Genomic DNA, 19,265 nt, shown 5'->3' with positions numbered 1-19,265 from the left:
CCGCCCGCTGCCTAGAATCGGCTATCCCCACTCGACCCGGACCCGCCCGATGACCGACCTGCACTTCGAACACGCCAGCCGCCTGGTTTCCTGTCGCGACCTGTTCGGCATCGACGCCGACCTGCAGGTGCCGGTGTTCCTCGAGCGCGATGCGCAGGTGCCGGACATCGACCCCGCCTACCGTTTCGATCAGGACGCCACCCTGGCGATCCTCGCCGGCTTCATGCGCAACCGTCGGGTGCTGCTGCAGGGCCTGCATGGCACCGGCAAGTCGACGCACATCGAACAGGTCGCCGCGCGCCTCAATTGGCCGTGCATGCGCGTCAACCTCGACGGACACGTCAGCCGCCTGGACCTGATCGGCAAGGACGGCATCGTCCTGCGCGACGGCCAGCAGGTCACCGAATTCCAGGAAGGCATCCTGCCCTGGGCGCTGCGCCGGCCGATGGCGCTGATCTTCGACGAATACGATGCCGGCCGTCCGGACGTGATGTTCGTCATCCAGCGCGTGCTCGAACGCGACGGCAAGCTGACCCTGCTGGATCAGAACCAGGTGCTCACCCCGCACCCGTACTTCCGCCTGTTCGCCACCGCCAACACCATCGGCCTGGGCAACCTCAACGGCCTCTACCACGGCGCCCAGGTGCTCAACCAGGCCCAGCTGGACCGCTGGAACGTGGTCGCCCGCCTGGACTACCTGCCCGCCGAACAGGAAGTGGCGATCGTCACCGGGCAGGCGCCGGGCACCGATCCGGCGCTGATCGGGCGCATGGTGGCGCTGGCCAACCTCACCCGCCAGGGCTTCGCCGCCGGCGACCTGTCCACGCTGATGTCGCCGCGCGCGGTGATCTCCTGGGCGGAGAATGTCGAGATCTTCGGCGACACGGCGCGCGCCTTCCGCCTGACTTTCCTCAACAAGTGCGACGACAGCGAGCGCGCGCTGGTGGCCGAGTACTACCAGCGCTGCTTCGACGTCGAACTGGCCGAATCCCACGCGCGGCAGCAATCCTCGTGACCGCGCAGCGCCTGGAAAAGCGCCAGCAACAGGTCGAGGAACTCTGCGCCGCGGTGCTCCGTGCGCTGGCCGCGAGCCCGCGCCTGCGCTATCGCGGCAACCGCCTGGAACTGGCCGGACGGGCCTTCCCGATCCGCGCGCCACACCTGCACCCGGAGTTCGCCCGCGATGATTTCCGCTCCTTTCGCGGTGTCGCCGACAGCCTCGCCCTGCGCCTGCGTCACAGCGATCGGGCCCTGCACCGCAGCCGGATGCCGGCCTCGCCGATCGAGCGGCTGGTCTTCGACCTGCTCGAACAGTTGCGCTGCGAAGCGCTGGTGAGCGAGCAGCTCCCGGGCGTGCGCCACAACCTGATGCACCGCTTCAGCCAGTGGGCGGAGCAGTTCATCGACTCCGGCCAGCTGGAAAACCACCTCGGCCTGATGCTCTTCACCCTCGCCCTGATGAGCTGGCGGCTGCTCTGCAACGGGCACACGCCGGAGCGCATCCAGGACCTGCTGGAAGCGCCACGCATGGGCCTGCTCGGCCAGTTCGGCGCGGAGTTCGGCCTGCTGCGCAAGACCCGCCACGACCAGGCCGCCTTCGCCACCCACGCGCTGAACATCGCCTTCTGCATCGCCGCGCTGATCGATCAGCTCGAACAGCAACTGGGCAGCGCCGACGAGCGCCGCGACACCGCCAGCGAAAAGAGCCTGGCGGCATTCGCCCTGCTGCTGGAAAACGACGGCGGCGAAGACGGCGACGGCGGCGGCATCGCGGGCGCCAACGACCGTGCAGGCGCCCAGGACGGTTTCCGCTACCGGGTGTTCAGCCGCGACCACGATGTCGAGCAGGTCGTCGGCAAACGGGTACGCGCCGAACTGCTGCTGGAACTGCGCCAACGCCTCGACCAGCGCATCCTCCGCCAGGGCCTGAACCTGCAACGGCTGGCGCGCCAGTTGTCCGCGCTGCTCGCCGCGCCTCGCCTGCAGGGCTGGGAATTCGCCCAGGAGGAAGGCCGCCTCGACGGCGGTCGGCTGAGCCGCCTGGTGACCAACCCGAACCAGCGCGACCTGTTCCGCCGCGAACCGCTGCGCCCGCACAGCGAGTGCGTGGTGACCTTCCTGATCGACAACTCGGGCTCGATGCGCACGCACATCGAAAGCCTGGCGCTGCTGGTCGACTGCCTGTCCCGCGCGCTCGAGCTGGCCGGCGCGAAAACCGAGATCCTCGGTTTCACCACCGGCCAGTGGAACGGCGGCCGCCCGTTCAAGCGCTGGCGCGGGCAGGGCTCGCCGGCCGACCCGGGGCGCCTCAACGAGCTCTGCCACATGATCTACAAGGACGCCGACACGCCCTGGCGCCGCGCCCGCCCGGCCATCGCCGGGCTGCTCAAGTCCGACCTGTTCCGCGAAGGCGTGGACGGCGAGGCACTGCTCTGGGCACGCCAGCGGCTGCGCCAGCGCAACGAACCGCGACGCCTGCTGATCGTCATCAGCGACGGCTGCCCGATGGACAGCGCCACCCATCAGGCCAACCGCGAGGACATCCTCGACCTACACCTGCGCCAGGTGGCGCGGCAGATCGAGGACGAAGGGGAAATCGAGCTGTACGCGCTGGGCGTCGGCCTCGACCTGAGCGCCTACTACCGCCACAGTCTCGAACTGGACCTGCAGCAGGGCGTCGAGAACGCGCTGTTCGGCGAGGTGCTCGGGCTGCTCGGCCGGGGCCGCGCGCGGCGTTGAGGCCGCGGCCGTCACCCGGGACGGCCGCGCCGGTTCAGACGAAGAACTTGAGGATCACAAGGATCAGCGCGGCGAGGAACAGGGTTTCCGTCACCAGCAAGGTCGCCGGTCGCCAGCCCACCGCCAGCAGCGCCTTGATCGAGGTCTTCATGCCCAGCGCGGCGATCGCCGTGACCAGGCACCAGCTCGATACGCCGATGGCCATCTTCTGCGACCACTCCGGCATCACGCCGCTGCTGTTCAGGCCGACGAAAACCACGAAGAAGATGATGAACAGCGGCAGCGGCAATGCCGTCTTCGAGCCGCCCGCAGCCGCGCCGTCGCGACGACGCAGCAGCAGCGAGAGGGAGAACACGATGGGCACCAGCATCGCCACCCGCAGCAGCTTGATCACCGTGGCGGTGTCGCCGGTCTCGTTGGACATGCTGTAGCCGGCACCGACCACCTGCGCCACGTCGTGGATGGTCGCACCGAGGAACACCCCGGCCTGCTGGTCGTCCAGGCCGAGGCTCTTGGCCAGGATCGGGTAGACGATCATCGCCAGCGTGCTCAGCGCGGTCACGCTGATCACGGTGAAGATGGTATTGCGCTCGGCGTCCTTGTCCTGCGGCAGCACCGCCGAAATCGCCAACGCCGCCGAAGCGCCGCAGATGCCGACGCTGCCGCCGCTGAGCACGCCGAAATCGCGCCCCAGGCCGAGCAGCTTCGACAGCCCCACGCCGACCGCGATGGTCAGCAGCACCGCGCCGATCACCACCATCATCAGGGTGCCGCCCAGGGAGAAGATCTGTTCCACGGTGATGCGCATGCCCAGCAGCGCGACGCCGATGCGCAAGATGGTGCTGGAGGTGAACTTGATGCCCGCCACCGCGCGGCCTTCCTCGTGCAGGAAGCCCAGCGCCATGCCCAGCAGCAGGGCCATCAGCATCACCGGCGCCCCGTAGTGCTCGGACAGAAAGGTCGCGCCGGCAGCGACGACGACGGCCACCAGCAGGCCGGGCGAGACCTCCAGGAAACGCTCCCGGCGCCGGCTGAGCCAACTGTCGGTAGGCGGAAGGGCAGCCACTGAATTATTGTTGTTTTTGGAACTCATTATTCCGATTCCTTGCATTGCTTGGGCATAAATGCATAAGCGCATGCTAGAGAATCGAAACTGGCACCATTAGAACCACTATCACCGCACAGGCTGGGCCAGATTTGAAATGGCACCCGCGCGCCCTGGCAACTGGACCTACCGCGACGGCCACCCAGGCCTCCAGGCTGCCCCACCGACAACCCGTGAGAACCCGCGTGGCAATTCCCGTGCATCGACTCGCCCAAGCCACCGCCGTCGCGCTGCAGCGATGGCGAAATCCAAACCCGGACTGCGCCACCGGCAACGACCCGCGCAGCAGCGATAACGGGCTATTGCTGCTGTTCCACGGCAGCCTCGCGCACGCAGCGGATTACGCCTGGCAGAACGCCGGCCGTACGCTGGTCGACAAGACCTACCTGCGCATCCTGTTCAGCGGCGCGGCACTGGATTACCAGGGCCTGAGCGCGGACGAACTGGCCGCGCGCCTGGACTCCTTCATCCGCGAACAGCTGGTGCCGCGCTGGGTGGCGCTGACGGAGAACGCCGAGGCGGAACCGCCCGGGCGCCTGATCGAATCGCTGGAGGCCGGCCTGTTCGGCGAGCCAGGCAACGGCGAGGTCGGTAGCCAGATCCTCTTCTGGCTCTGCCCCCGCCTGCCGCTGCTGCCCAAAAACCACGCCGGCCTGCGCGGCCTGGAACTGCTAGCCGACGGCCAGCTCGGCCTCGACGCCAGCGACTACCAGCACGCCTGCGCGGCGTTGCTGAAGGAAATGCCGGTGCTGCCGGCGCCGCGCCAGTTCGCCGGCAACCCCGACGAACAGCGAAGGGTGCGCCAGCTGATCGAGAACAGCGACTGGTGGCGCCGGCGCGTGCTGGCGCAGTGGCTCGAGCAACTGGGCGGCGGGCCGGCCTGATTCGCGGACAGGCGAAATCGCGGTGCCGCTTGTGGCGGTACCGCTGTCGCTTCGCAAGGGAAATGACGTCAGTGGGAGAACAACGCGACGCTCGTGACGGCGTGTCGCCCGGCACGACTGCAGCGCAGCCATGCGGGGCGCGCATGGTAAACGCAGAAGCCTTTCAATTAGCTATCAGTGCCGCAGAAAAAACCTGTAACACATATTCTATTGATGTTTTTTTAACCCATTCTTGATGTTCCGAACGGCATTCTGGGATCGCGTCGAAAGCCTGCATGGCGGCCGACTGCAATCGTCGGCCCCGCCGCCCCTGTCGCTTTCGGAATTCGCCCCATGAACAAACTCCCGCAGATCACGCTCGCCTTCTGGATCATGAAGATCTGCGCCACCACGCTAGGTGAAACCGCTGGCGACCTGCTGTCGATGACCCTCGATGTCGGCTATGCCATGAGTTCGCTGATCCTGCTCAGCGCGTTCCTCGTCACCCTGGTGGCTCAGCTCGCCTCCAAACGCTACAACCCGCCGCTGTACTGGGCAGTGATTCTCTCCACCAGCACCGCCGGCACCACGATGTCGGACTTCATGGACCGCACCCTCGGGCTCGGCTACGCCAGCGGCTCGGCGCTGCTGATCGGGATTCTCGCGGTGATCTTCGCGGTGTGGAAACTCAGCGGCAGCACGCTGGCGGTGGATCGTATCCGTGGTTTCAAGGGCGAGATGTTCTACTGGGTCGCGATCCTCTTTTCCAACACCCTGGGCACCGCGCTGGGCGACTACCTGGCGGACGACTCGGGCCTTGGCTTCGGCGGCGGCGCGCTGCTGATCGGCAGCCTGATCGCCGGCATCGCGGTGCTGCACTACCGCACGCGGATTTCCACCGTCCTGCTGTTCTGGGTGGCCTTCGTGCTGACCCGACCGTTCGGCGCCACGCTGGGCGACTTCCTCACCAAGCCTCTGGAAAAAGGCGGGCTGGACTTCGGCACCGTCGGCGCCTCGGCCTTCCTCGGCGCGATACTGGTGGGCCTGGTGATCGTCGCCACCCAGGTGCAGCGCAAGCGCCTGCGCGCGGCGCCGCTACCCGTGCTGTGACCGACGCGCCCTGGCGGAAAACCTTCCCGCCAGGGCCCGCCCGGATGAGCAAATCCGTCCCGGTTCCGGTCTGCTGAACATGTTCCCCGGACCGGACCACCCGCATGCGCCACCGTCACGCGTCACTCGCCCCCATTCGCCTGCCCATCCTCCTGCTGCTGTTGGCGAGTCTCGCCGCCTGCAGCAGCCTGGCCCCGCGCGATCCGCTGCGCATCGACCTGGCCGGGATCGAGCCGCTGCCCGGCCAGGGCCTGGAAATGCGCTTCGCCGTGCAGTTGCGCGTGCAGAACCCCAACGACGCCGCCCTCGACTACGACGGCGTGGCGCTGGACCTGGAAGTGAACGGCCAGCCGCTGGCCAGCGGCGTCAGCGACCAGCGCGGCGAAATCCCGCGCTTCGGCGAGGCGCTGGTCAGCGTGCCGGTGACGATCTCGGCGTTCTCGGTGATGCGCCAGACCTGGGGCCTGGGCCTTTACCAGCTTGGCCAGGGGCTGCCCTATCGGCTCAAGGGCAAGTTCGCCAGCGGGCTGTTCGGCACCCAGCGCTTCAGCGACAGCGGCACCCTGACCTGGCCCGAGCCGCCGACCGCCCCCTGACGGTATTCACTCCGCCACGCTGGCGGCGACCTGACGCTGCGCCTGCTGGATGCGCGGCAGGTTGATCTCGATCCAGTCGGCCAGCGCCTCGACCTTGGCGGCCAGCTCCTCGCCCAGCGGCGTCAGCGAATACTCCACGTGCGGCGGCAACACCGGGTAGGCGATGCGCAGCAGCAGTCCGTCGCCTTCGAGCAGTTGCAGGGTCTGCGCGAGCATCTTCTCGCTGACGCCGTTGACCTTGCGCCGCAGGTCGGCGAAGCGGTGCGTGCCGCCGAGCAGCGCGACGAGGATCAGCACGCCCCAGCGGCTGGTCACGTGGCGCAGCACGTCACGCGACGGGCACGCCTCGGAAAACAGCGCGCCGCGGCCCATCTGTGCGGCGAGGGTGGCTTCGGATGAGTCCATCGACACTTACCTTCTCGTGCGTACTTACTAAAAGTTAGCGTAGAGAATACGCTCCGTGCTCCTTATCCGATACACGGAGCCAGACCATGATCGTCGTCACCGGAGCCAGCGGCCAACTGGGCCGCCTCGTCATCCAGGGCCTCCTGGAAAAACTGCCCGCCGCACAGGTCGTCGCCGCGGTACGCGACCCGGCCAAGGTCGAGGCCTTCGCCGCCCTCGGCGTGCAGGTGCGCCAGGCCGACTACGACCAGCCTTCCAGCCTCGAGCGCGCCTTCGCCGGTGCCGAGAAAGTGCTGCTGATTTCCTCCAGCGAGGTCGGCAAGCGCGCGCCGCAGCACCGCGCCGCCATCGCCGCAGCAGGCACCGCCGGGGTCAAGCTGCTGGCCTACACCAGCCTGCTGCACGCCGACCGCTCGCCGCTCGGGCTGGCCGACGAACACCGCGAGACGGAAGCGGCACTGGCCGACTCCGGCGTGCCGTACGTGCTGCTGCGCAACGGCTGGTACAGCGAGAACTACACCGCGGGCATCCCCGCCGCGCTGCAACTGGGCGCCCTCTATGGCTGCGCCGGCGAAGGCCGCATCGCCTCGGCCGGGCGCGCCGACTACGCCGCCGCGGCGGTGGCCGTGCTCACCGCGGAGCAGGCGCAGGCCGGGCGCGTCTACGAACTGGCCGGCGACACGTCCTACAGCCTTGCCGAGCTGGCCGCGGAAATCTCCCGCCAGACGGGCAAGACGATTCCCTACCAGGACCTGCCGCAGGCGGACTACCAGGCCGCGCTGCAGGGCGCCGGCCTGCCGGACTGGCTGGCCGCGATGCTTGCCGATTCCGACGCCGGAGCCAGCCGTGGCGCGCTGTTCGACGACGGCCGCCAGCTCGGCCGACTCATCGGCCGGCCGACGCTGACGCTGGCGGACGCGGTGGCGCAGCAGTTGCGCGGCTGACTCAGGCGGCGAAACCGCCGTCGATGGTCAGGCTGGCACCGGTGATGTAGCCGGCTTCGGGCCCCGCGAGGTAGGCGACGAAGCTGGCGATTTCCTCGGCGCGGCCATAGCGCGGCAGCGCCATCAGGCCTTTCAGGGTGTCCGCGAAGTCGCCGTCATCGGGGTTCATGTCGGTGTCCACCGGGCCCGGCTGGACATTGTTGATGGTGATGCCGCGCGGACCGAGGTCGCGCGCCAGGCCGCGGGTCAGGCCGACCAGCGCGGCCTTGCTCATGGCGTACGCGGCGCCGCCGGCGAACGGCATGCGCTCGGCGTTGGTGCTGCCGATACTGATGATGCGGCCGCCCTCGCCCATGTGCCGCGCGGCTTCCTGGGTGGCGACGAAGACGCTGCGCACGTTGATCGCCACGGTGCGATCGAAGTCCTCCAGGCTCAGTTCGTCCAGTTGACCCAGCGCCAGCACGCCGGCGTTGTTGACCAGGATGTCGAGCCTGCCAAAGGCCTTCACGGTGGCGGCGACCGCCGCGCGTACCGCCTGCTCGTCGGCGCTGTCGGCGCGAATCGCCAGGGCCTTGCCGCCTTTCGCCTGGATCGCCGCGGCCAGTTCATCGGCTTTCTGCGCCGAGCTGACGTAGGTGAAGGCGACCGCCGCGCCTTCCGCGGCCAGGCGCTCGACGATGGCGGCGCCGATGCCGCGCGAACCGCCCTGGACCAGGGCAATCTTGCCGCCAAGGGTGTTGCTACCGAATGTGCTCATGGGTGTCTCCTGGGTGTTCGGTGAAAGAGAGGTCCAGTATCTACCGCTCAATCGATACCGATTAGCCGGCAATCCCTATACGCTGAATGAACCAACGGTTTACGTAGGCGCCCATGGAAACGCTCAACGCCATCGATTGCTTCGTCCGCAGCGCGGAGGCCGGCAGCTTCGCCGAAGCCGCGCGGCGCCTTGGATTGACGCCCGCAGCGGTGGGCAAGAACGTCGCCCGGCTGGAAGCGAGCATGGGCGTGCGGCTGTTCCAGCGCAGCACGCGGAGGTTGAGCCTCACCGAGGACGGCGAGCGCTTCCTCGGCGAGGTCAGCGAGGGCCTGGCCAGCATCAAGAGCGCGCTGGCCAATCTTGGCAACAGCGCCGGGCAGCCCTCCGGCACGCTGAAGGTCAGCATGGGGCTGGCGTTCGCCATCGACTACATGGTGCCGCTGCTGGGCGAGTTTCTCGCCCGCTACCCGGCCATCGAACCGGACTGGCATTTCGACAATCGTCAGGTCGACCTCATCGGCCAGGGCTTCGACGCCGCCATCGGCGGCGGCTTCGAGCTGCCGCCCGGCGTGATCGCCCGCGAGCTCGCCCCGGCGCATCGCGTGCTGGTGGCCGCGCCGGACTACTTCGCCGGCGGTGCCGAGCCACGGCATCCGCAGGACCTGGCGGCGCTGGACGGCATCCTGATCCGCTCGCCACAGACCGGGCGCATCCGTACCTGGCCGCTGCGCACACGCGACAACCAGCAGGCGCCGGTCACGCTGAAGCCGCGCATGACCCTGAGCGACCCGGGCGCCGCGTGCCAGGCCGCCAGCCTGGGTTACGGAGTGGCGCTGGTCAGCCTGCCGCACGCGGCGGCGTACCTGAACGACGGCCGCCTGCGCCGCGTGCTGCCGGAGTGGTACGTGGACGGCGGCGCACTGAGTCTCTACTTCCCGGCGCAGCGCATCCTGCCGGCGAAGACGCGGGCGTTCATCGACTTCGTCGTCGAGCATTTCCGCCAGCACGACCTGGCCACGCGCCTGTCCGCGATCTAGAGCGGCCGGGGCCGTGATCGCCGCCACGGAGTGGCCACGCGCGGGCCAAGGAAGACAAAACCCTATACAATCCGCGGCCTTTCGCTTTCCGACCGAGGAGTCTCCCGTGAGCACCCTGCCAGCCTGCCCCCAGTGCAATTCCGAATACACCTATGAAGACGGCGCCATGCTGGTGTGCCCGGAGTGCGCCCACGAATGGTCGGCCAGCGCCGAAGCCGCACCCGGCGAGGACGCGAAGGTGATCAAGGATTCGGTCGGCAACGTGCTGCAGGACGGCGACACCGTCAGCGTGATCAAGGACCTCAAGGTCAAGGGCTCCTCGCTGGTGGTCAAGGTCGGCACCAAGGTCAAGGGCATCCGCCTGGTCGACGGCGACCACGACATCGACTGCAAGATCGACGGCATCGGCGCGATGAAGCTCAAGTCGGAATTCGTCCGCAAGGTCTGATGCGACTCGGACACGAAAAAGCCCGGCCAATGCCGGGCTTTTTTTTGCGCTGACGCTCAGGGCGTCAGTTGCTGGACGTAGGCGGCGACGCCTTCGATGTCATCCGGCGTCAGGCCGGCGGCCACCGAGTACATCACCGACAACGCGCGGCGCGGGTCCTTGTCGTGGTAGCGGGTCAGCGCCAGGCGCACGTATTCCGCCGACTGCCCGGCCAGCCGCGGGGCCTTTTCCTGGCCTTCGCCACGGGGACCGTGACAGGCATGGCAGACGCTGTCGAACAGCGCCTTGCCGTGCGCGCGCTGCGCTGCGTCGCCAACCGCCGGCAACGGCACGACCTTCTGCTGACTGAAGTAGATGGCGATGTCGACGCGCTCCTCCAGGCTCAGCGATTTCGCCAGGCTCGACATGACGTAGTTGTTGCGTTCGCCGTCGGCGAACTTCTCGAACGAGCGGAACAGGTACAGCGGATTCTGCGCCGCCAGGTTGGGGATGTAGTCGCGCTTGCTGTTGCCATCCTTGCCGTGGCAATGCCCGCACAGGACGATGCGCTCCTGGCCGGCCTCGTAGGCCTTCTGGCGCAGCGTGGCGTCGCCCATCAGGTAGTTGAAGCGCGCCATCGCGTCTTCGTCGTCGGCGTGCGCGCCGAAGGCCAGCAGGCTGATCAGCAGGAGAAACGGAATACGCATCGAGAGTCGTCCTTTACCGCGGGCCGGTGGCCCGCGTCGCCGCCGACTATGCCGCGCGGCATCGCGACACTGGCGGACGCACGTCAAGGAAAGCGCCGATGCGAACGCGCGAGACGCACTCCGCGCCGACCGGCCCTGCGCAGCGAGACGGAATTCCGGGTATCGGAATCTGTTCACGATCCGGCGACAACGCCAGGCAAGGCGAACACCCGAGGAGGCGACGTTTTCGCGTTGTGAAATGAGAAGGCGCCCGATCCCGGACAGGTTCTCAGTGCACCCTGAAGCGCTGCACCAGCGCGATCAGCCGCTGGTTGGAACTCATCAGCCCTTCGGTGCTGCGGTCGACGCTGACGCCGCTGCCGACCAGTTCCTCGACCAGTTCGCGCACCGCCACCATGTTCTTGTTGATCTCCTCGGACACCGCGCTCTGCTCCTCGGCGGCGGTGGCGATCTGCGTGCTGAGGTCGGTGATGTGCACCACCGAGGTGACCATCTCGTCGAGCCCCTGGGTAACCCGGGCGGTGTTGTCGGCCGTCGCCTGGCAGCTGGACTTGGTCTTCTCCATGGCGCTGACCGCGGAACTGACGCCCTGCTGCAGGCGCGTGAGCATGTCGTTGATCTCCGAGGTGCTCTGCTGGGTGCGCCCGGCCAGCGCGCGGACCTCATCGGCGACCACGGCGAAACCGCGGCCCTGCTCGCCGGCGCGGGCCGCCTCGATGGCCGCGTTGAGGGCCAGCAGGTTGGTCTGCCCGGCGATCTCGCCGATCACGCCGAGCACGGTGTTGATGCGCTGCGCATCGTCCTGCATGGCCTGCACCTTGGCGGTGGCGGCGTCCACCTCGTCGACCAGCGCACGCACGCTGCCCGCGGCGTCTTCCACCACCTCGCGGGTGCTCTGTGCGTTCATGTTGGCGCGCTGGGTGAAGCTGGCGGTTTCCGTGGCGCTCTGCGCCACCGAGTCGGCGGTGGAGCTCATCTCGGTGATCGCCGTCACCGCCTGATCGGTCTCCGACGCGTGCCGCGACAGCGCCAGGTTGGTCTGCTGCGACAGCTGCTTGAGGTGGCCGATCTCGCTGGCGATCTGGGTTGTCGCCTTGCTCACGTCGACCATCATGTTCTGCAGGTACTCGATGAAGCGGTTGACCGACACACCCACGTCGTCGACCTCGTCGTGGCCCTTGAGGGCGATGCGCCGGGTCAGGTCGGCGTCGCCGGCGGAGAGCGAGTCGATGTTCGCCTTGAGCACCCCCAGGCGACCCATCAACTGGCCGAGGGCGAACAGCATCAGCAGCAGCAGCACGATCACCATGGGAATCTGCAGCCAGCTGAGGGTCTTCAGCACGGTGTCGCTCTTGGCCGTCAGGTGGCTGGTCGGCAACGCCGCGGCCAGCAGCCAGGGCGTGCCCTCGATGAGCGAAAGGAAGAAGGTGAAGTCTTCGCCGCCGGCGCTTTCGTACTCGCTTTCATAGCGCTCGGCACGGTTCGGCACCTTCAGCGCCGCCTGAACGGCGGCGATGAAGGGCGACTGCGCGGCCAGGTCGGAGACGTTCTTCAGCACGATGTTGCCGCTGATCTCCGGCTGGTTGCTGAGGATCTTGCCGTCGGCCTCGACCACCATGACCTCGCCCTGGATGTCCTTCTCCTTCTGCGCCACCAGCGCGTTGAAGAAGCCCAGCGTCAGGTCGATGGTGGACACGCCGTAGGGCTCGCCGTCCTTGTAGATGGTCATCGCGCAGTTGGTGCGCGGTTCGGCGCTGGCTTCGTCCTGGTAGGCCGCGGCCCACGCGCAATGACCGCGCGGGGCCTGCATGCCGGCGCGGTGCCAGGGCTGCTCGAAGTAGTTGAGCGATTCGGCGGAGTTCCAGTGCTCGTTGAGCGTCAGCTTTCCCGAGGCATCGCGGTGGTAGAACGTGCTGTGCTTGGCGCGCCCCGGCGTGCGTTTGTCCGGCAGCGGCCAGATGCCGCCGCCGAACACCTTGGCGTCGCCGTACTGGTCGACCAGCCCGGGCAGCACGCGGTCGATCGTGTCGCTGTCGAGCAGCGGGATGGTCTGCGTGATGCTGCGCGACTGAGCCTGGACCTGGGCCAGCTCCAGCTTGATCCGCGAGCCGATCTCGCCGACCTGCGCCAGGGTGATCTGCTTGCCGGCATCCACCAGCATCGGCGTGACGAACCGGCGGATGCCGAGCACCGTGGCGATCACCAGCAGAACGATGAAGACGACGAAAGTCAGGGTGTAGCGAGCCTTGATGGTATGCAGTGCGTTCATGCTGGGCAGCCTTCCGGGGGGCCAAACGCTACGGGGACGGCGGGGACGCCGCGTTCTGGTCGAGGGTATCGGCCCGCCGCGGCTTTTGATGAGGGCAGGCAATCAGGGCCAACATCAGCGTAGTTGCTGGCCGCAAAGGCGGCACGCGCTACTGCACCGGCAGGAAGTTGAGGAACAGCAGGCCCTGGGCGTAATTGACGCCGATGCGCCGGTAGCGCTCATCGAGCACGTCGCTGAGCAGGTCCAGTCGCGCGACGATCTTGCCGAATTCCACGGCGAAGCTGAGGTTGCGCGCGTCGGCGGAAATCTCGTTGGACAGCAGCCAGGGATTGCCCTGAAGGTCGCGCCTGCTGGTCAGCATCCAGGTGGCCTTCTCGATGTTGCGCGCGGCGTTGTTGATGAACTGCGCGTTCAGCGAGTCGGTGAGGTAGAACTCGGTGCTGCCGCCGTGGGCGGTGATCAGCATGCTGCCGACGGCGTAGATGAAAGCGCCGACGCGGTCGCCCTGAAACTCGTTGCTCAGCGCATAGCTGAGCGCCGCCACGTCCTTGCGCCCGCCGAGCGAAGCCAGCGGCTGGTCCTTCTCGATGCCCATCTGCACCCGTTTCTCCGCCGCCTCGATGCTCGGCAGGCCGGTCTTGCGCCATTCCCGCGGGTTACGCCGGTAGAGCTTGTCGAGCAACTGGTAGAGGCTGTTCAGGTTGTTGCGCATGGCGATCGTGGCCAGGCGGTCGGAATGGGTCTGGAAGAACTCGCTGGGCTTGACCGGGCTCTTGTTGCCGACGAACGCCTGGTGGTCCTGATGCCGGGCGCAGCCGCCCGTCAGCGCCAGCAGCGCTAGCAGCAACCAACCCGCGCGCACGGGCAGCGCACGAGGCAGACGGGCGACAAGGTCGCGAAAAGACAGGTACATCGGATCTGGTCCTTAGATCATCGAAGGGCGCGCATGAGTAAAGCGCACCCAGGTTGTGCTGATGTGACGGACACAAGCAATAGAAGTGCCGCAATGCCGCTCGCAAGGCAACTTCGCCGTCGGGGCGCCAGGCGCGGCGCGCCATGTGTCTGCGACGTCGCCTGCCCCCATGCGCAATCGTGAAGCCCGTCGCATCGCACGCCGCGCGTGTTCCCACGGCCTGACTTGGATCAGGCCCGGAGCCCGCAAAGCTGGCAACTTGACCAGGCCCCAGGGATCGGGGCGATCGCGGCAAACGCCGTATCGACAGACAAGGAGCTCGCCATGTCAGGAAAACCCGCCGCACGCGTTTCCGATACCGACGCCTGCCCAAAGCCCGGGCACGGGCCCAACCCGATCAGCGCCGGCTCCCCCGATGTACTGATCAACCACCTGCCCGCCGCGCGGATCGGCGACCCCACCGGCTGCGGCGACGCGATCAGCACCGGCATGCCGGGCATCTACGTCAACGGCAAGCCGATCGCCTACCTCGGCAGCGCCACCGCGCACGGCGGCGCGATCGTTTCCGGCTCGGGGAACGTGCTGGTGGGCGGCGGCGCCAGCTTCGCGCCGGTGTCGTTCCTCAATCACCTGCGCGACACGCCGACCTGGGTCAGCTTCGACCTGCACGACATTCACGGCAGCGCCTACGCCGACGAAGCCTACGTGCTAACCGACAGTGCCGGCGCCACCCACCAGGGCGCTCTGGATGCGAACGGCCATGCGCGCCTGGACGGCGTCAGGCGCGGCGGCTGCACCCTGCAGTTCCCGCGCCTGGGCATCACCCGCAGCGTCTGAGCTACCCAACAAGGACGTCACGAACATGGACAGTACCAACGGCCAGGCCAGAAGCGGCCTGGCAGTCAAAACCGGCGCCCATACGCCCATCGTCGTCAAGCCGGCGTCACTGGAAGTGCTGATCGGCGGCCCCTATACCGACGCGCAGGGAGAGGAGCACACCTACGGTCACGTCGCACTGCGGGTGACGACCGAGGGCACCGATCATGTTTACGATTTCGGTAGATATGCGGGTGAGAAAGGCCCGACCGGCGAAGGTCGCCTGAGGGTATGGAGTGACTTCTCTCGCTACATCGCCAGCCAGAACAGCTACAAGCGCGTTACTGCCGGCTTCCACTATCCGGTACCCGAAGCGAAGGCACGGGCGATCAACCTTCACTTCGATGCGCTGCTGGCTGGGCGCAAGCCTCTGCGGGCATCCGGCAAGTACATGGCCGAGTACCGCCTGCAGGACGATTATCATGCGCTGAACAACAACTGCGTGACCCTATCCATGGCCGGCGCGCGCTTGGCGCTGCCGCAGTTGGAGCAGGAAACGGCCAGGCACAATCAGGGACGCGGAATGAGCCTGGTGGAGCGTGCCGCAGCACGAGTCAGCGGCTGGCCGGCACAGCTGTTCATGCCCGAAGACCTGCGCGCGATGCTCGCGGCCAACAAACGCCTGCCAGCCGAAAGGATCGACACCTACGGGAGCAGGCAATGAAAGCAGGTATCACTCATCTGGCCGCCGCGTTATCTGCCGCAGCCCTCACCCTCGCGATCACTCAACTGAGAGCCCCCGCCATGGATAAAACCTCCGCCTTTCGCCTGAAAGAGCCCGCGCTGATCTCTACCCCACTCGGCCAGCCGTACTACCTGCTGCCCTCAGAAACAGTGCTCTACCATCAGTACGCACTGGAAGAAGGCCCCGAAATTTACGCGCTCCAGGTGATGGTCAACGGCCGACTTTCGATGGAGCGTCTCGCGCCCGACGAGTCTGCTCCACCGCTGCAGCTTTTTGCCGTGGAAACCGATGACCTGAAGGGGCTGCTCGCTGATTATCCGCTGAGCAAGGAAGACCTGATACGCATCCTCAAGGCCCGCCAGGTCACTCGCGAGGAACTGGAGCAGATGGTTCTGGAGTGGGTCGACTGAGCCCGGCCCCACAGCGCACGCAAACGAAAAGGCCAGTCGCTCGACTGGCCTTTTCCTTCCCTGGTCACCATCAGTACGCCGCGCTTCACGCGCCCTTGCCTGAAAAAATGGCTAATCGTATGCGTGGCGCAGTATGGTCGGCCATCACTCTGCGAAAGGACCCATGATGGCCAGCAAAGCAGCGCCAACACGCCAACAGAAGCATCTCGCCGTGCTCATCGACGCTGACAACGCACCCGCCGCCATCGTCGAAGGCCTGTTCGAGGAAATTGCCAAGTACGGCATCGCCAGCGTTAAACGTATCTACGGTGACTGGACCAGCCCGCAACTCGGCGGCTGGAAGAAAACGCTGCTCGACTATTCCATCCAGCCGATGCAGCAGTTCGCCTATACCACCGGTAAGAACGCCACCGACAGCTCGCTGATCATCGACGCCATGGACCTTCTCTACACCGGACGCTTCGATGGCTTCTGCCTGGTCTCCAGCGACAGCGACTTCACCCGCCTTGCGGTGCGGTTGCGAGAGGAAGGGCTGACCGTATATGGCTTTGGCGAGCAAAAGACGCCCAAACCGTTCGTGTCTGCTTGCGACAAGTTCATCTATACGGAAATTCTTAGAGCGGAAACGGAAGCGACTAAAACCCAAGCGGCTTTCAACATACCGGAAAGAGAGGAGTCTCCAATCCCCGCTGGAACAAAGGTGGTTACGCCACCACCACCCAAACCGGTCAAGCAGAAAACCCCGGTCGCCCTGATCACCAAAGCCATCGAAGACATCTCAGACGAAGACGGCTGGAGCCATCTCGGCGCCCTCGGCCAGAACATCACCAAACTGCAATCGGACTTCGATGTGAGGTTATACGGCTACTCCAAGCTCAGCGACCTGATACGCCATTACAGCGCCCAGTTTGAACTGGAAGAACGCGGAGCAACGGCTACGGGAGGAAAGTCACTGTATGTGCGAAATCGGAAGAGCAAATAGCACTGACGATGGATGGCCGATCCACTCGCTTTATCCATTACAAACGGACGAGACGAAAAGTCCCACCGAGCACGGCAAGGATTTAGTTCGAAAAGTGGAGTGATGGAGACCGCTTCGTTCGCCCCATCCTACGAAGCTGGCGAAACATGGAAGGCAAAGGGAAGCAAACGAGCCTGTTTGAAACCTTGTCATCGGATGCTAGCGTGATGGCCTGCTGATATTATCAGCCCCCATCATCTGAAAAGGATTTCTCCATGGCCAAGGCTCTTTCCATCATATTCTTCATGTTTCTGGCATCAGGCTGTGCAGTAAAAAAAGACTTCTATGCAACGGGCGGAAGCCGGGCCGATGGAAGCATTGACATGGCCTACGACTTCAAGCAATTCGAGAAGCCAGTCGTGAGCCTGCAGCAGGCATACGGGGTCGCCAAGTCCAAATGTGCAGTTTGGGGGTACAGCGACGCAGAGGCATTCGGTGGAAAAACCCAAAACTGCTTTGCTCGCAATGGTTTTGGCGACTGTATCGCAGGTCAGGTGATTGTTAAGTATCAGTGCCTCGGTAATCTCGATACTGCAGCAGCTCCGGTGTCGGCTCCTGGCCCGGGAGCGGCCAACGGTTTAATGAGCAAGCAGCAGTACAAGGACTCTCGCCTAAAGGCCCTGCTGAACCAGAACCTTCCTTACGACGAATACATGCGCCAGTTCAATGCGATCCAAGCGGAGTAACTTTTCAAAAATGTGAGCCGTAGGATGGGTCGAGCGTAGCGACACCCATCGCTATCAAACGAAAAAGGCCAGTCTCTCGACTGGCCTTTTTCATTCATCGCCTACTCAGGAGTTGTTGCTCGGGAAGGCGAATTGCGCGGCTTCGTGGCTGGCGCGTTGCGGCCAGCGCTGAGTGATGGATTTGCGCCGGGTGTAGAAGCGCACGCCGTCCGGACCGTAGGCGTGGAGGTCGCCGAACAGCGAGCGCTTCCAGCCGCCGAAGCTGTGGTAGGCCACCGGAACCGGCAGCGGTACGTTGACGCCGACCATGCCGACCTCGATCTCGTCGCAGAACAGCCGCGCCGCCTCGCCGTCACGGGTGAAGATGCAGGTGCCGTTGCCGTATTCGTGGTCGTTGATCAGCTGCATGGCGTCTTCCAGGCTGTCGACGCGGACGATGCACAGCACCGGGCCGAAGATCTCCTCCCTGTAGATACGCATCTGCGGGGTCACGCGGTCGAACAGCGTGCCGCCGACGAAGTAGCCGTCCTCGTTGCCGGCGACGCGGTAGCCGCGGCCGTCCACTACCAGTTCGGCACCGGCGGCGACACCGTCGTCGATGTAGCCGACCACCTTGTCGCGCGCGGCGGCGGTCACCAGCGGGCCCATGTCCAGGCCGCAGCTGGTGCCGGCCCCGATCTTCAGGCCCTTGATCTGCGGGACGATCTTCTCGACCAGCGCATCGGCGATCTGGTCGCCGACGCAGACGGCGACGGAGATCGCCATGCAGCGTTCGCCGCAGGAACCGTAGGCGGCGCCCATCAGCGCGCTGACTGCGTTGTCGAGGTCGGCGTCGGGCATCAGCACGGCGTGGTTCTTCGCGCCGCCGAGGGCCTGCACGCGTTTGCCGCGCTTGGCGCCTTCGCTGTAGATGTATTCGGCGATCGGCGTGGAGCCGACGAAGCTGATGGCCTTGACCTCCGGCGCTTCGATCAGCGCGTCCACCGCTTCCTTGTCGCCGTGCACGACGTTGAGCACGCCCTTGGGCAGGCCGGCGCGCTGCAGCAGCTCGGCGATCAGCAGGGTGGAGCTGGGATCGCGCTCGGAAGGCTTGAGGATGAAGCAGTTGCCGCAGGCAATGGCCAGCGGGTACATCCACAGCGGGACCATCGCCGGGAAGTTGAACGGGGTGATGCCGGCGACCACGCCGAGCGGCTGGAAGTCGCTCCAGGCGTCGATGTTGGGGCCGGCGTTGCGGCTGTATTCGCCCTTGAGGATTTCCGGGGCGGCGCTGGCGTATTCGACGTTCTCGATGCCGCGCTTGAGTTCGCCGGCGGCGTCCTCGAGGGTCTTGCCGTGTTCCTGGCTGATCAGCTCGGCGATCTTCGCCTCGTTCTGCTCCAGCAGTTGCTTGAAGCGGAACATCACCTGGGCGCGCTTGGCCGCCGGGGTGTTGCGCCAGGCCGGAAAGGCGGCCTTGGCGGCGTCGATGGCCTGCTGCACGGTGGCGCGGCTGGCCAGCGGCACCTTGTGGATGGCTTCGCCGGTGGACGGGTTGAAGACGTTGGCGGTGCGGCCGGTATCGGTGACGAATTCACCGTTGATCAGGTGCTGGATGTTGCTCATGTCCGGTTCTCTTTTTTAAGGCGTGTCGGTCGCGGGGCTCGTGCCGCCGCGTCGCTCCGCAAGGGCGTTCACGCGTTTGCGAGGGGGTGGATTGCGGGGCGTGCTGGTCG

General features: G+C 66.1%; 19 protein-coding genes and 2 pseudogenes. 13 read left to right on the top strand and 8 right to left on the bottom strand.

All coding sequences use genetic code 11. The annotated features are described in order from the left end of the window. Positions 1-49 precede the first annotated feature (49 nt). On the top strand, positions 50-1,015 hold the full coding sequence (locus BLV15_RS05775; RefSeq protein WP_090225458.1) for an AAA family ATPase: 966 nt from the start codon (positions 50-52) through the stop codon (positions 1,013-1,015). Further along, positions 1,012-2,739: a cobaltochelatase CobT-related protein gene (locus BLV15_RS05770; protein ID WP_090225456.1), complete on the top strand. Its 1,728-nt coding sequence runs from the start codon at positions 1,012-1,014 to the stop codon at positions 2,737-2,739. Before BLV15_RS05775 ends, BLV15_RS05770 begins: the two co-directional genes overlap by 4 nt. 34 nt (positions 2,740-2,773) lie before the next feature. On the opposite strand, the gene BLV15_RS05765 is transcribed toward BLV15_RS05770, so the two are convergent. Then, positions 2,774-3,832 (bottom strand): YeiH family protein, encoded by a 1,059-nt coding sequence (locus BLV15_RS05765; RefSeq protein WP_175534303.1) that lies wholly within the window; start codon positions 3,830-3,832, stop codon positions 2,774-2,776. 209 nt (positions 3,833-4,041) lie between these two features. Between BLV15_RS05765 and BLV15_RS05760 the strand changes: the two genes are divergently transcribed. From BLV15_RS05760 to BLV15_RS05750, 3 genes are all read left to right on the top strand, one after another. Then, positions 4,042-4,728, top strand: a complete 687-nt coding sequence (locus BLV15_RS05760) for a hypothetical protein (protein ID WP_090225454.1) — start codon at positions 4,042-4,044, stop codon at positions 4,726-4,728. A 333-nt stretch (positions 4,729-5,061) separates the two neighbouring features. Further along, the gene (locus tag BLV15_RS05755; RefSeq protein ID WP_090225453.1) at positions 5,062-5,817 is read left to right on the top strand and encodes a COG4705 family protein; all 756 of its coding nucleotides are present in this window, start codon (positions 5,062-5,064) and stop codon (positions 5,815-5,817) included. 104 nt (positions 5,818-5,921) lie between these two features. Next, positions 5,922-6,413, top strand: a complete 492-nt coding sequence (locus tag BLV15_RS05750) for an LEA/WHy family protein (RefSeq protein WP_090225451.1) — start codon at positions 5,922-5,924, stop codon at positions 6,411-6,413. A 6-nt stretch (positions 6,414-6,419) separates the two neighbouring features. On the opposite strand, the gene BLV15_RS05745 is transcribed toward BLV15_RS05750, so the two are convergent. Further along, positions 6,420-6,818, bottom strand: coding sequence for a winged helix-turn-helix transcriptional regulator (locus BLV15_RS05745; RefSeq protein WP_090225450.1), 399 nt, complete (start codon positions 6,816-6,818; stop codon positions 6,420-6,422). An 86-nt stretch (positions 6,819-6,904) separates the two neighbouring features. Here BLV15_RS05745 and BLV15_RS05740 point away from each other — a divergent pair, with 86 nt between their 5' ends. Beyond that, on the top strand, positions 6,905-7,762 hold the full coding sequence (locus BLV15_RS05740; protein ID WP_090225448.1) for an SDR family oxidoreductase: 858 nt from the start codon (positions 6,905-6,907) through the stop codon (positions 7,760-7,762). Between the two features lies 1 nt (position 7,763). Here the strand turns inward: BLV15_RS05740 and BLV15_RS05735 are convergent, their stop codons facing one another. After that, a complete protein-coding gene (locus tag BLV15_RS05735) occupies positions 7,764-8,519 on the bottom strand; it encodes a 3-oxoacyl-ACP reductase family protein (protein ID WP_090225446.1) in 756 nt (251 codons plus the stop codon). 113 nt (positions 8,520-8,632) lie between these two features. On the opposite strand from BLV15_RS05735, the gene BLV15_RS05730 reads away from it, so the two are divergent. Together BLV15_RS05730 and BLV15_RS05725 are read left to right on the top strand one after the other, a co-directional pair. Beyond that, on the top strand, positions 8,633-9,556 hold the full coding sequence (locus BLV15_RS05730) for a LysR family transcriptional regulator (RefSeq protein WP_090225444.1): 924 nt from the start codon (positions 8,633-8,635) through the stop codon (positions 9,554-9,556). Positions 9,557-9,662: 106 nt separating this feature from the next. Continuing rightward, the gene (locus BLV15_RS05725) at positions 9,663-10,004 is read left to right on the top strand and encodes a zinc ribbon domain-containing protein YjdM (protein WP_090225443.1); all 342 of its coding nucleotides are present in this window, start codon (positions 9,663-9,665) and stop codon (positions 10,002-10,004) included. A 56-nt stretch (positions 10,005-10,060) separates the two neighbouring features. Here the strand turns inward: BLV15_RS05725 and BLV15_RS05720 are convergent, their stop codons facing one another. The 4 genes and pseudogenes from BLV15_RS05720 to BLV15_RS05710 all read right to left on the bottom strand — a co-directional run bounded on the left by BLV15_RS05720 (position 10,061) and on the right by BLV15_RS05710 (position 13,872). After that, on the bottom strand, positions 10,061-10,690 hold the full coding sequence (locus tag BLV15_RS05720) for a c-type cytochrome (RefSeq protein ID WP_090225441.1): 630 nt from the start codon (positions 10,688-10,690) through the stop codon (positions 10,061-10,063). A 268-nt stretch (positions 10,691-10,958) separates the two neighbouring features. After that, positions 10,959-11,507, bottom strand: a pseudogene (locus BLV15_RS22465) (methyl-accepting chemotaxis protein); the annotation flags it as partial. A 312-nt stretch (positions 11,508-11,819) separates the two neighbouring features. Beyond that, positions 11,820-12,851, bottom strand: a pseudogene (locus BLV15_RS22460) (HAMP domain-containing protein); the annotation flags it as partial. Positions 12,852-13,107: 256 nt separating this feature from the next. Then, positions 13,108-13,872: a hypothetical protein gene (locus BLV15_RS05710; RefSeq protein ID WP_245728144.1), complete on the bottom strand. Its 765-nt coding sequence runs from the start codon at positions 13,870-13,872 to the stop codon at positions 13,108-13,110. Between the two features lie 324 nt (positions 13,873-14,196). Here BLV15_RS05710 and BLV15_RS05705 point away from each other — a divergent pair, with 324 nt between their 5' ends. The 5 genes from BLV15_RS05705 to yecR all read left to right on the top strand — a co-directional run bounded on the left by BLV15_RS05705 (position 14,197) and on the right by yecR (position 17,550). Further along, positions 14,197-14,709, top strand: coding sequence for a PAAR domain-containing protein (locus BLV15_RS05705; RefSeq protein WP_090225437.1), 513 nt, complete (start codon positions 14,197-14,199; stop codon positions 14,707-14,709). 25 nt (positions 14,710-14,734) lie between these two features. Further along, on the top strand, positions 14,735-15,412 hold the full coding sequence (locus BLV15_RS05700) for a hypothetical protein (RefSeq protein WP_090225436.1): 678 nt from the start codon (positions 14,735-14,737) through the stop codon (positions 15,410-15,412). Next, the gene (locus BLV15_RS05695) at positions 15,409-15,843 is read left to right on the top strand and encodes a hypothetical protein (RefSeq protein ID WP_139210690.1); all 435 of its coding nucleotides are present in this window, start codon (positions 15,409-15,411) and stop codon (positions 15,841-15,843) included. Before BLV15_RS05700 ends, BLV15_RS05695 begins: the two co-directional genes overlap by 4 nt. 166 nt (positions 15,844-16,009) lie before the next feature. Beyond that, complete coding sequence (locus tag BLV15_RS05690; protein ID WP_090227347.1) at positions 16,010-16,825, top strand: NYN domain-containing protein; 816 nt, start codon at positions 16,010-16,012, stop codon at positions 16,823-16,825. Positions 16,826-17,079: 254 nt separating this feature from the next. After that, complete coding sequence (gene yecR / locus BLV15_RS05685) at positions 17,080-17,550, top strand: YecR family lipoprotein (RefSeq protein ID WP_090225433.1); 471 nt, start codon at positions 17,080-17,082, stop codon at positions 17,548-17,550. A gap of 105 nt (positions 17,551-17,655) precedes the next feature. Here yecR and BLV15_RS05680 read toward each other — a convergent pair whose 3' ends face one another. Next, positions 17,656-19,155 carry a CoA-acylating methylmalonate-semialdehyde dehydrogenase gene (locus BLV15_RS05680; RefSeq protein ID WP_090225431.1) on the bottom strand — a complete coding sequence of 500 codons (1,500 nt, stop codon included), beginning with the start codon at positions 19,153-19,155 and terminating at the stop codon, positions 17,656-17,658. Between the last annotated feature and the right edge of the window lie 110 nt (positions 19,156-19,265).

The sequence above is a fragment of the Pseudomonas kuykendallii genome (assembly GCF_900106975.1).
In the GTDB taxonomy this organism is placed as follows: domain Bacteria; phylum Pseudomonadota; class Gammaproteobacteria; order Pseudomonadales; family Pseudomonadaceae; genus Pseudomonas_O; species Pseudomonas_O kuykendallii.
This window is presented reverse-complemented; position numbering and strand designations above follow the sequence as displayed.

Excerpts from the sequence above, each read along its gene's own strand:
- BLV15_RS05775 (WP_090225458.1), top strand. The coding sequence starts at position 50 with ATGACCGACCTGCACTTCGAACACGCCAGCCGCCTGGTTTCCTGTCGC.
- BLV15_RS05765 (WP_175534303.1), bottom strand. The coding sequence starts at position 3,832 with ATGAGTTCCAAAAACAACAATAATTCAGTGGCTGCCCTTCCGCCTACC.
- BLV15_RS05755 (WP_090225453.1), top strand. The coding sequence starts at position 5,062 with ATGAACAAACTCCCGCAGATCACGCTCGCCTTCTGGATCATGAAGATC.
- BLV15_RS05750 (WP_090225451.1), top strand. The coding sequence starts at position 5,922 with ATGCGCCACCGTCACGCGTCACTCGCCCCCATTCGCCTGCCCATCCTC.
- BLV15_RS05745 (WP_090225450.1), bottom strand. The coding sequence starts at position 6,818 with ATGGACTCATCCGAAGCCACCCTCGCCGCACAGATGGGCCGCGGCGCG.
- BLV15_RS05740 (WP_090225448.1), top strand. The coding sequence starts at position 6,905 with ATGATCGTCGTCACCGGAGCCAGCGGCCAACTGGGCCGCCTCGTCATC.
- BLV15_RS05735 (WP_090225446.1), bottom strand. The coding sequence starts at position 8,519 with ATGAGCACATTCGGTAGCAACACCCTTGGCGGCAAGATTGCCCTGGTC.
- BLV15_RS05730 (WP_090225444.1), top strand. The coding sequence starts at position 8,633 with ATGGAAACGCTCAACGCCATCGATTGCTTCGTCCGCAGCGCGGAGGCC.
- BLV15_RS05720 (WP_090225441.1), bottom strand. The coding sequence starts at position 10,690 with ATGCGTATTCCGTTTCTCCTGCTGATCAGCCTGCTGGCCTTCGGCGCG.
- BLV15_RS05710 (WP_245728144.1), bottom strand. The coding sequence starts at position 13,872 with ATGTACCTGTCTTTTCGCGACCTTGTCGCCCGTCTGCCTCGTGCGCTG.
- BLV15_RS05705 (WP_090225437.1), top strand. The coding sequence starts at position 14,197 with ATGTCAGGAAAACCCGCCGCACGCGTTTCCGATACCGACGCCTGCCCA.
- BLV15_RS05700 (WP_090225436.1), top strand. The coding sequence starts at position 14,735 with ATGGACAGTACCAACGGCCAGGCCAGAAGCGGCCTGGCAGTCAAAACC.
- BLV15_RS05695 (WP_139210690.1), top strand. The coding sequence starts at position 15,409 with ATGAAAGCAGGTATCACTCATCTGGCCGCCGCGTTATCTGCCGCAGCC.
- BLV15_RS05690 (WP_090227347.1), top strand. The coding sequence starts at position 16,010 with ATGGCCAGCAAAGCAGCGCCAACACGCCAACAGAAGCATCTCGCCGTG.
- yecR (WP_090225433.1), top strand. The coding sequence starts at position 17,080 with ATGGCCAAGGCTCTTTCCATCATATTCTTCATGTTTCTGGCATCAGGC.
- BLV15_RS05680 (WP_090225431.1), bottom strand. The coding sequence starts at position 19,155 with ATGAGCAACATCCAGCACCTGATCAACGGTGAATTCGTCACCGATACC.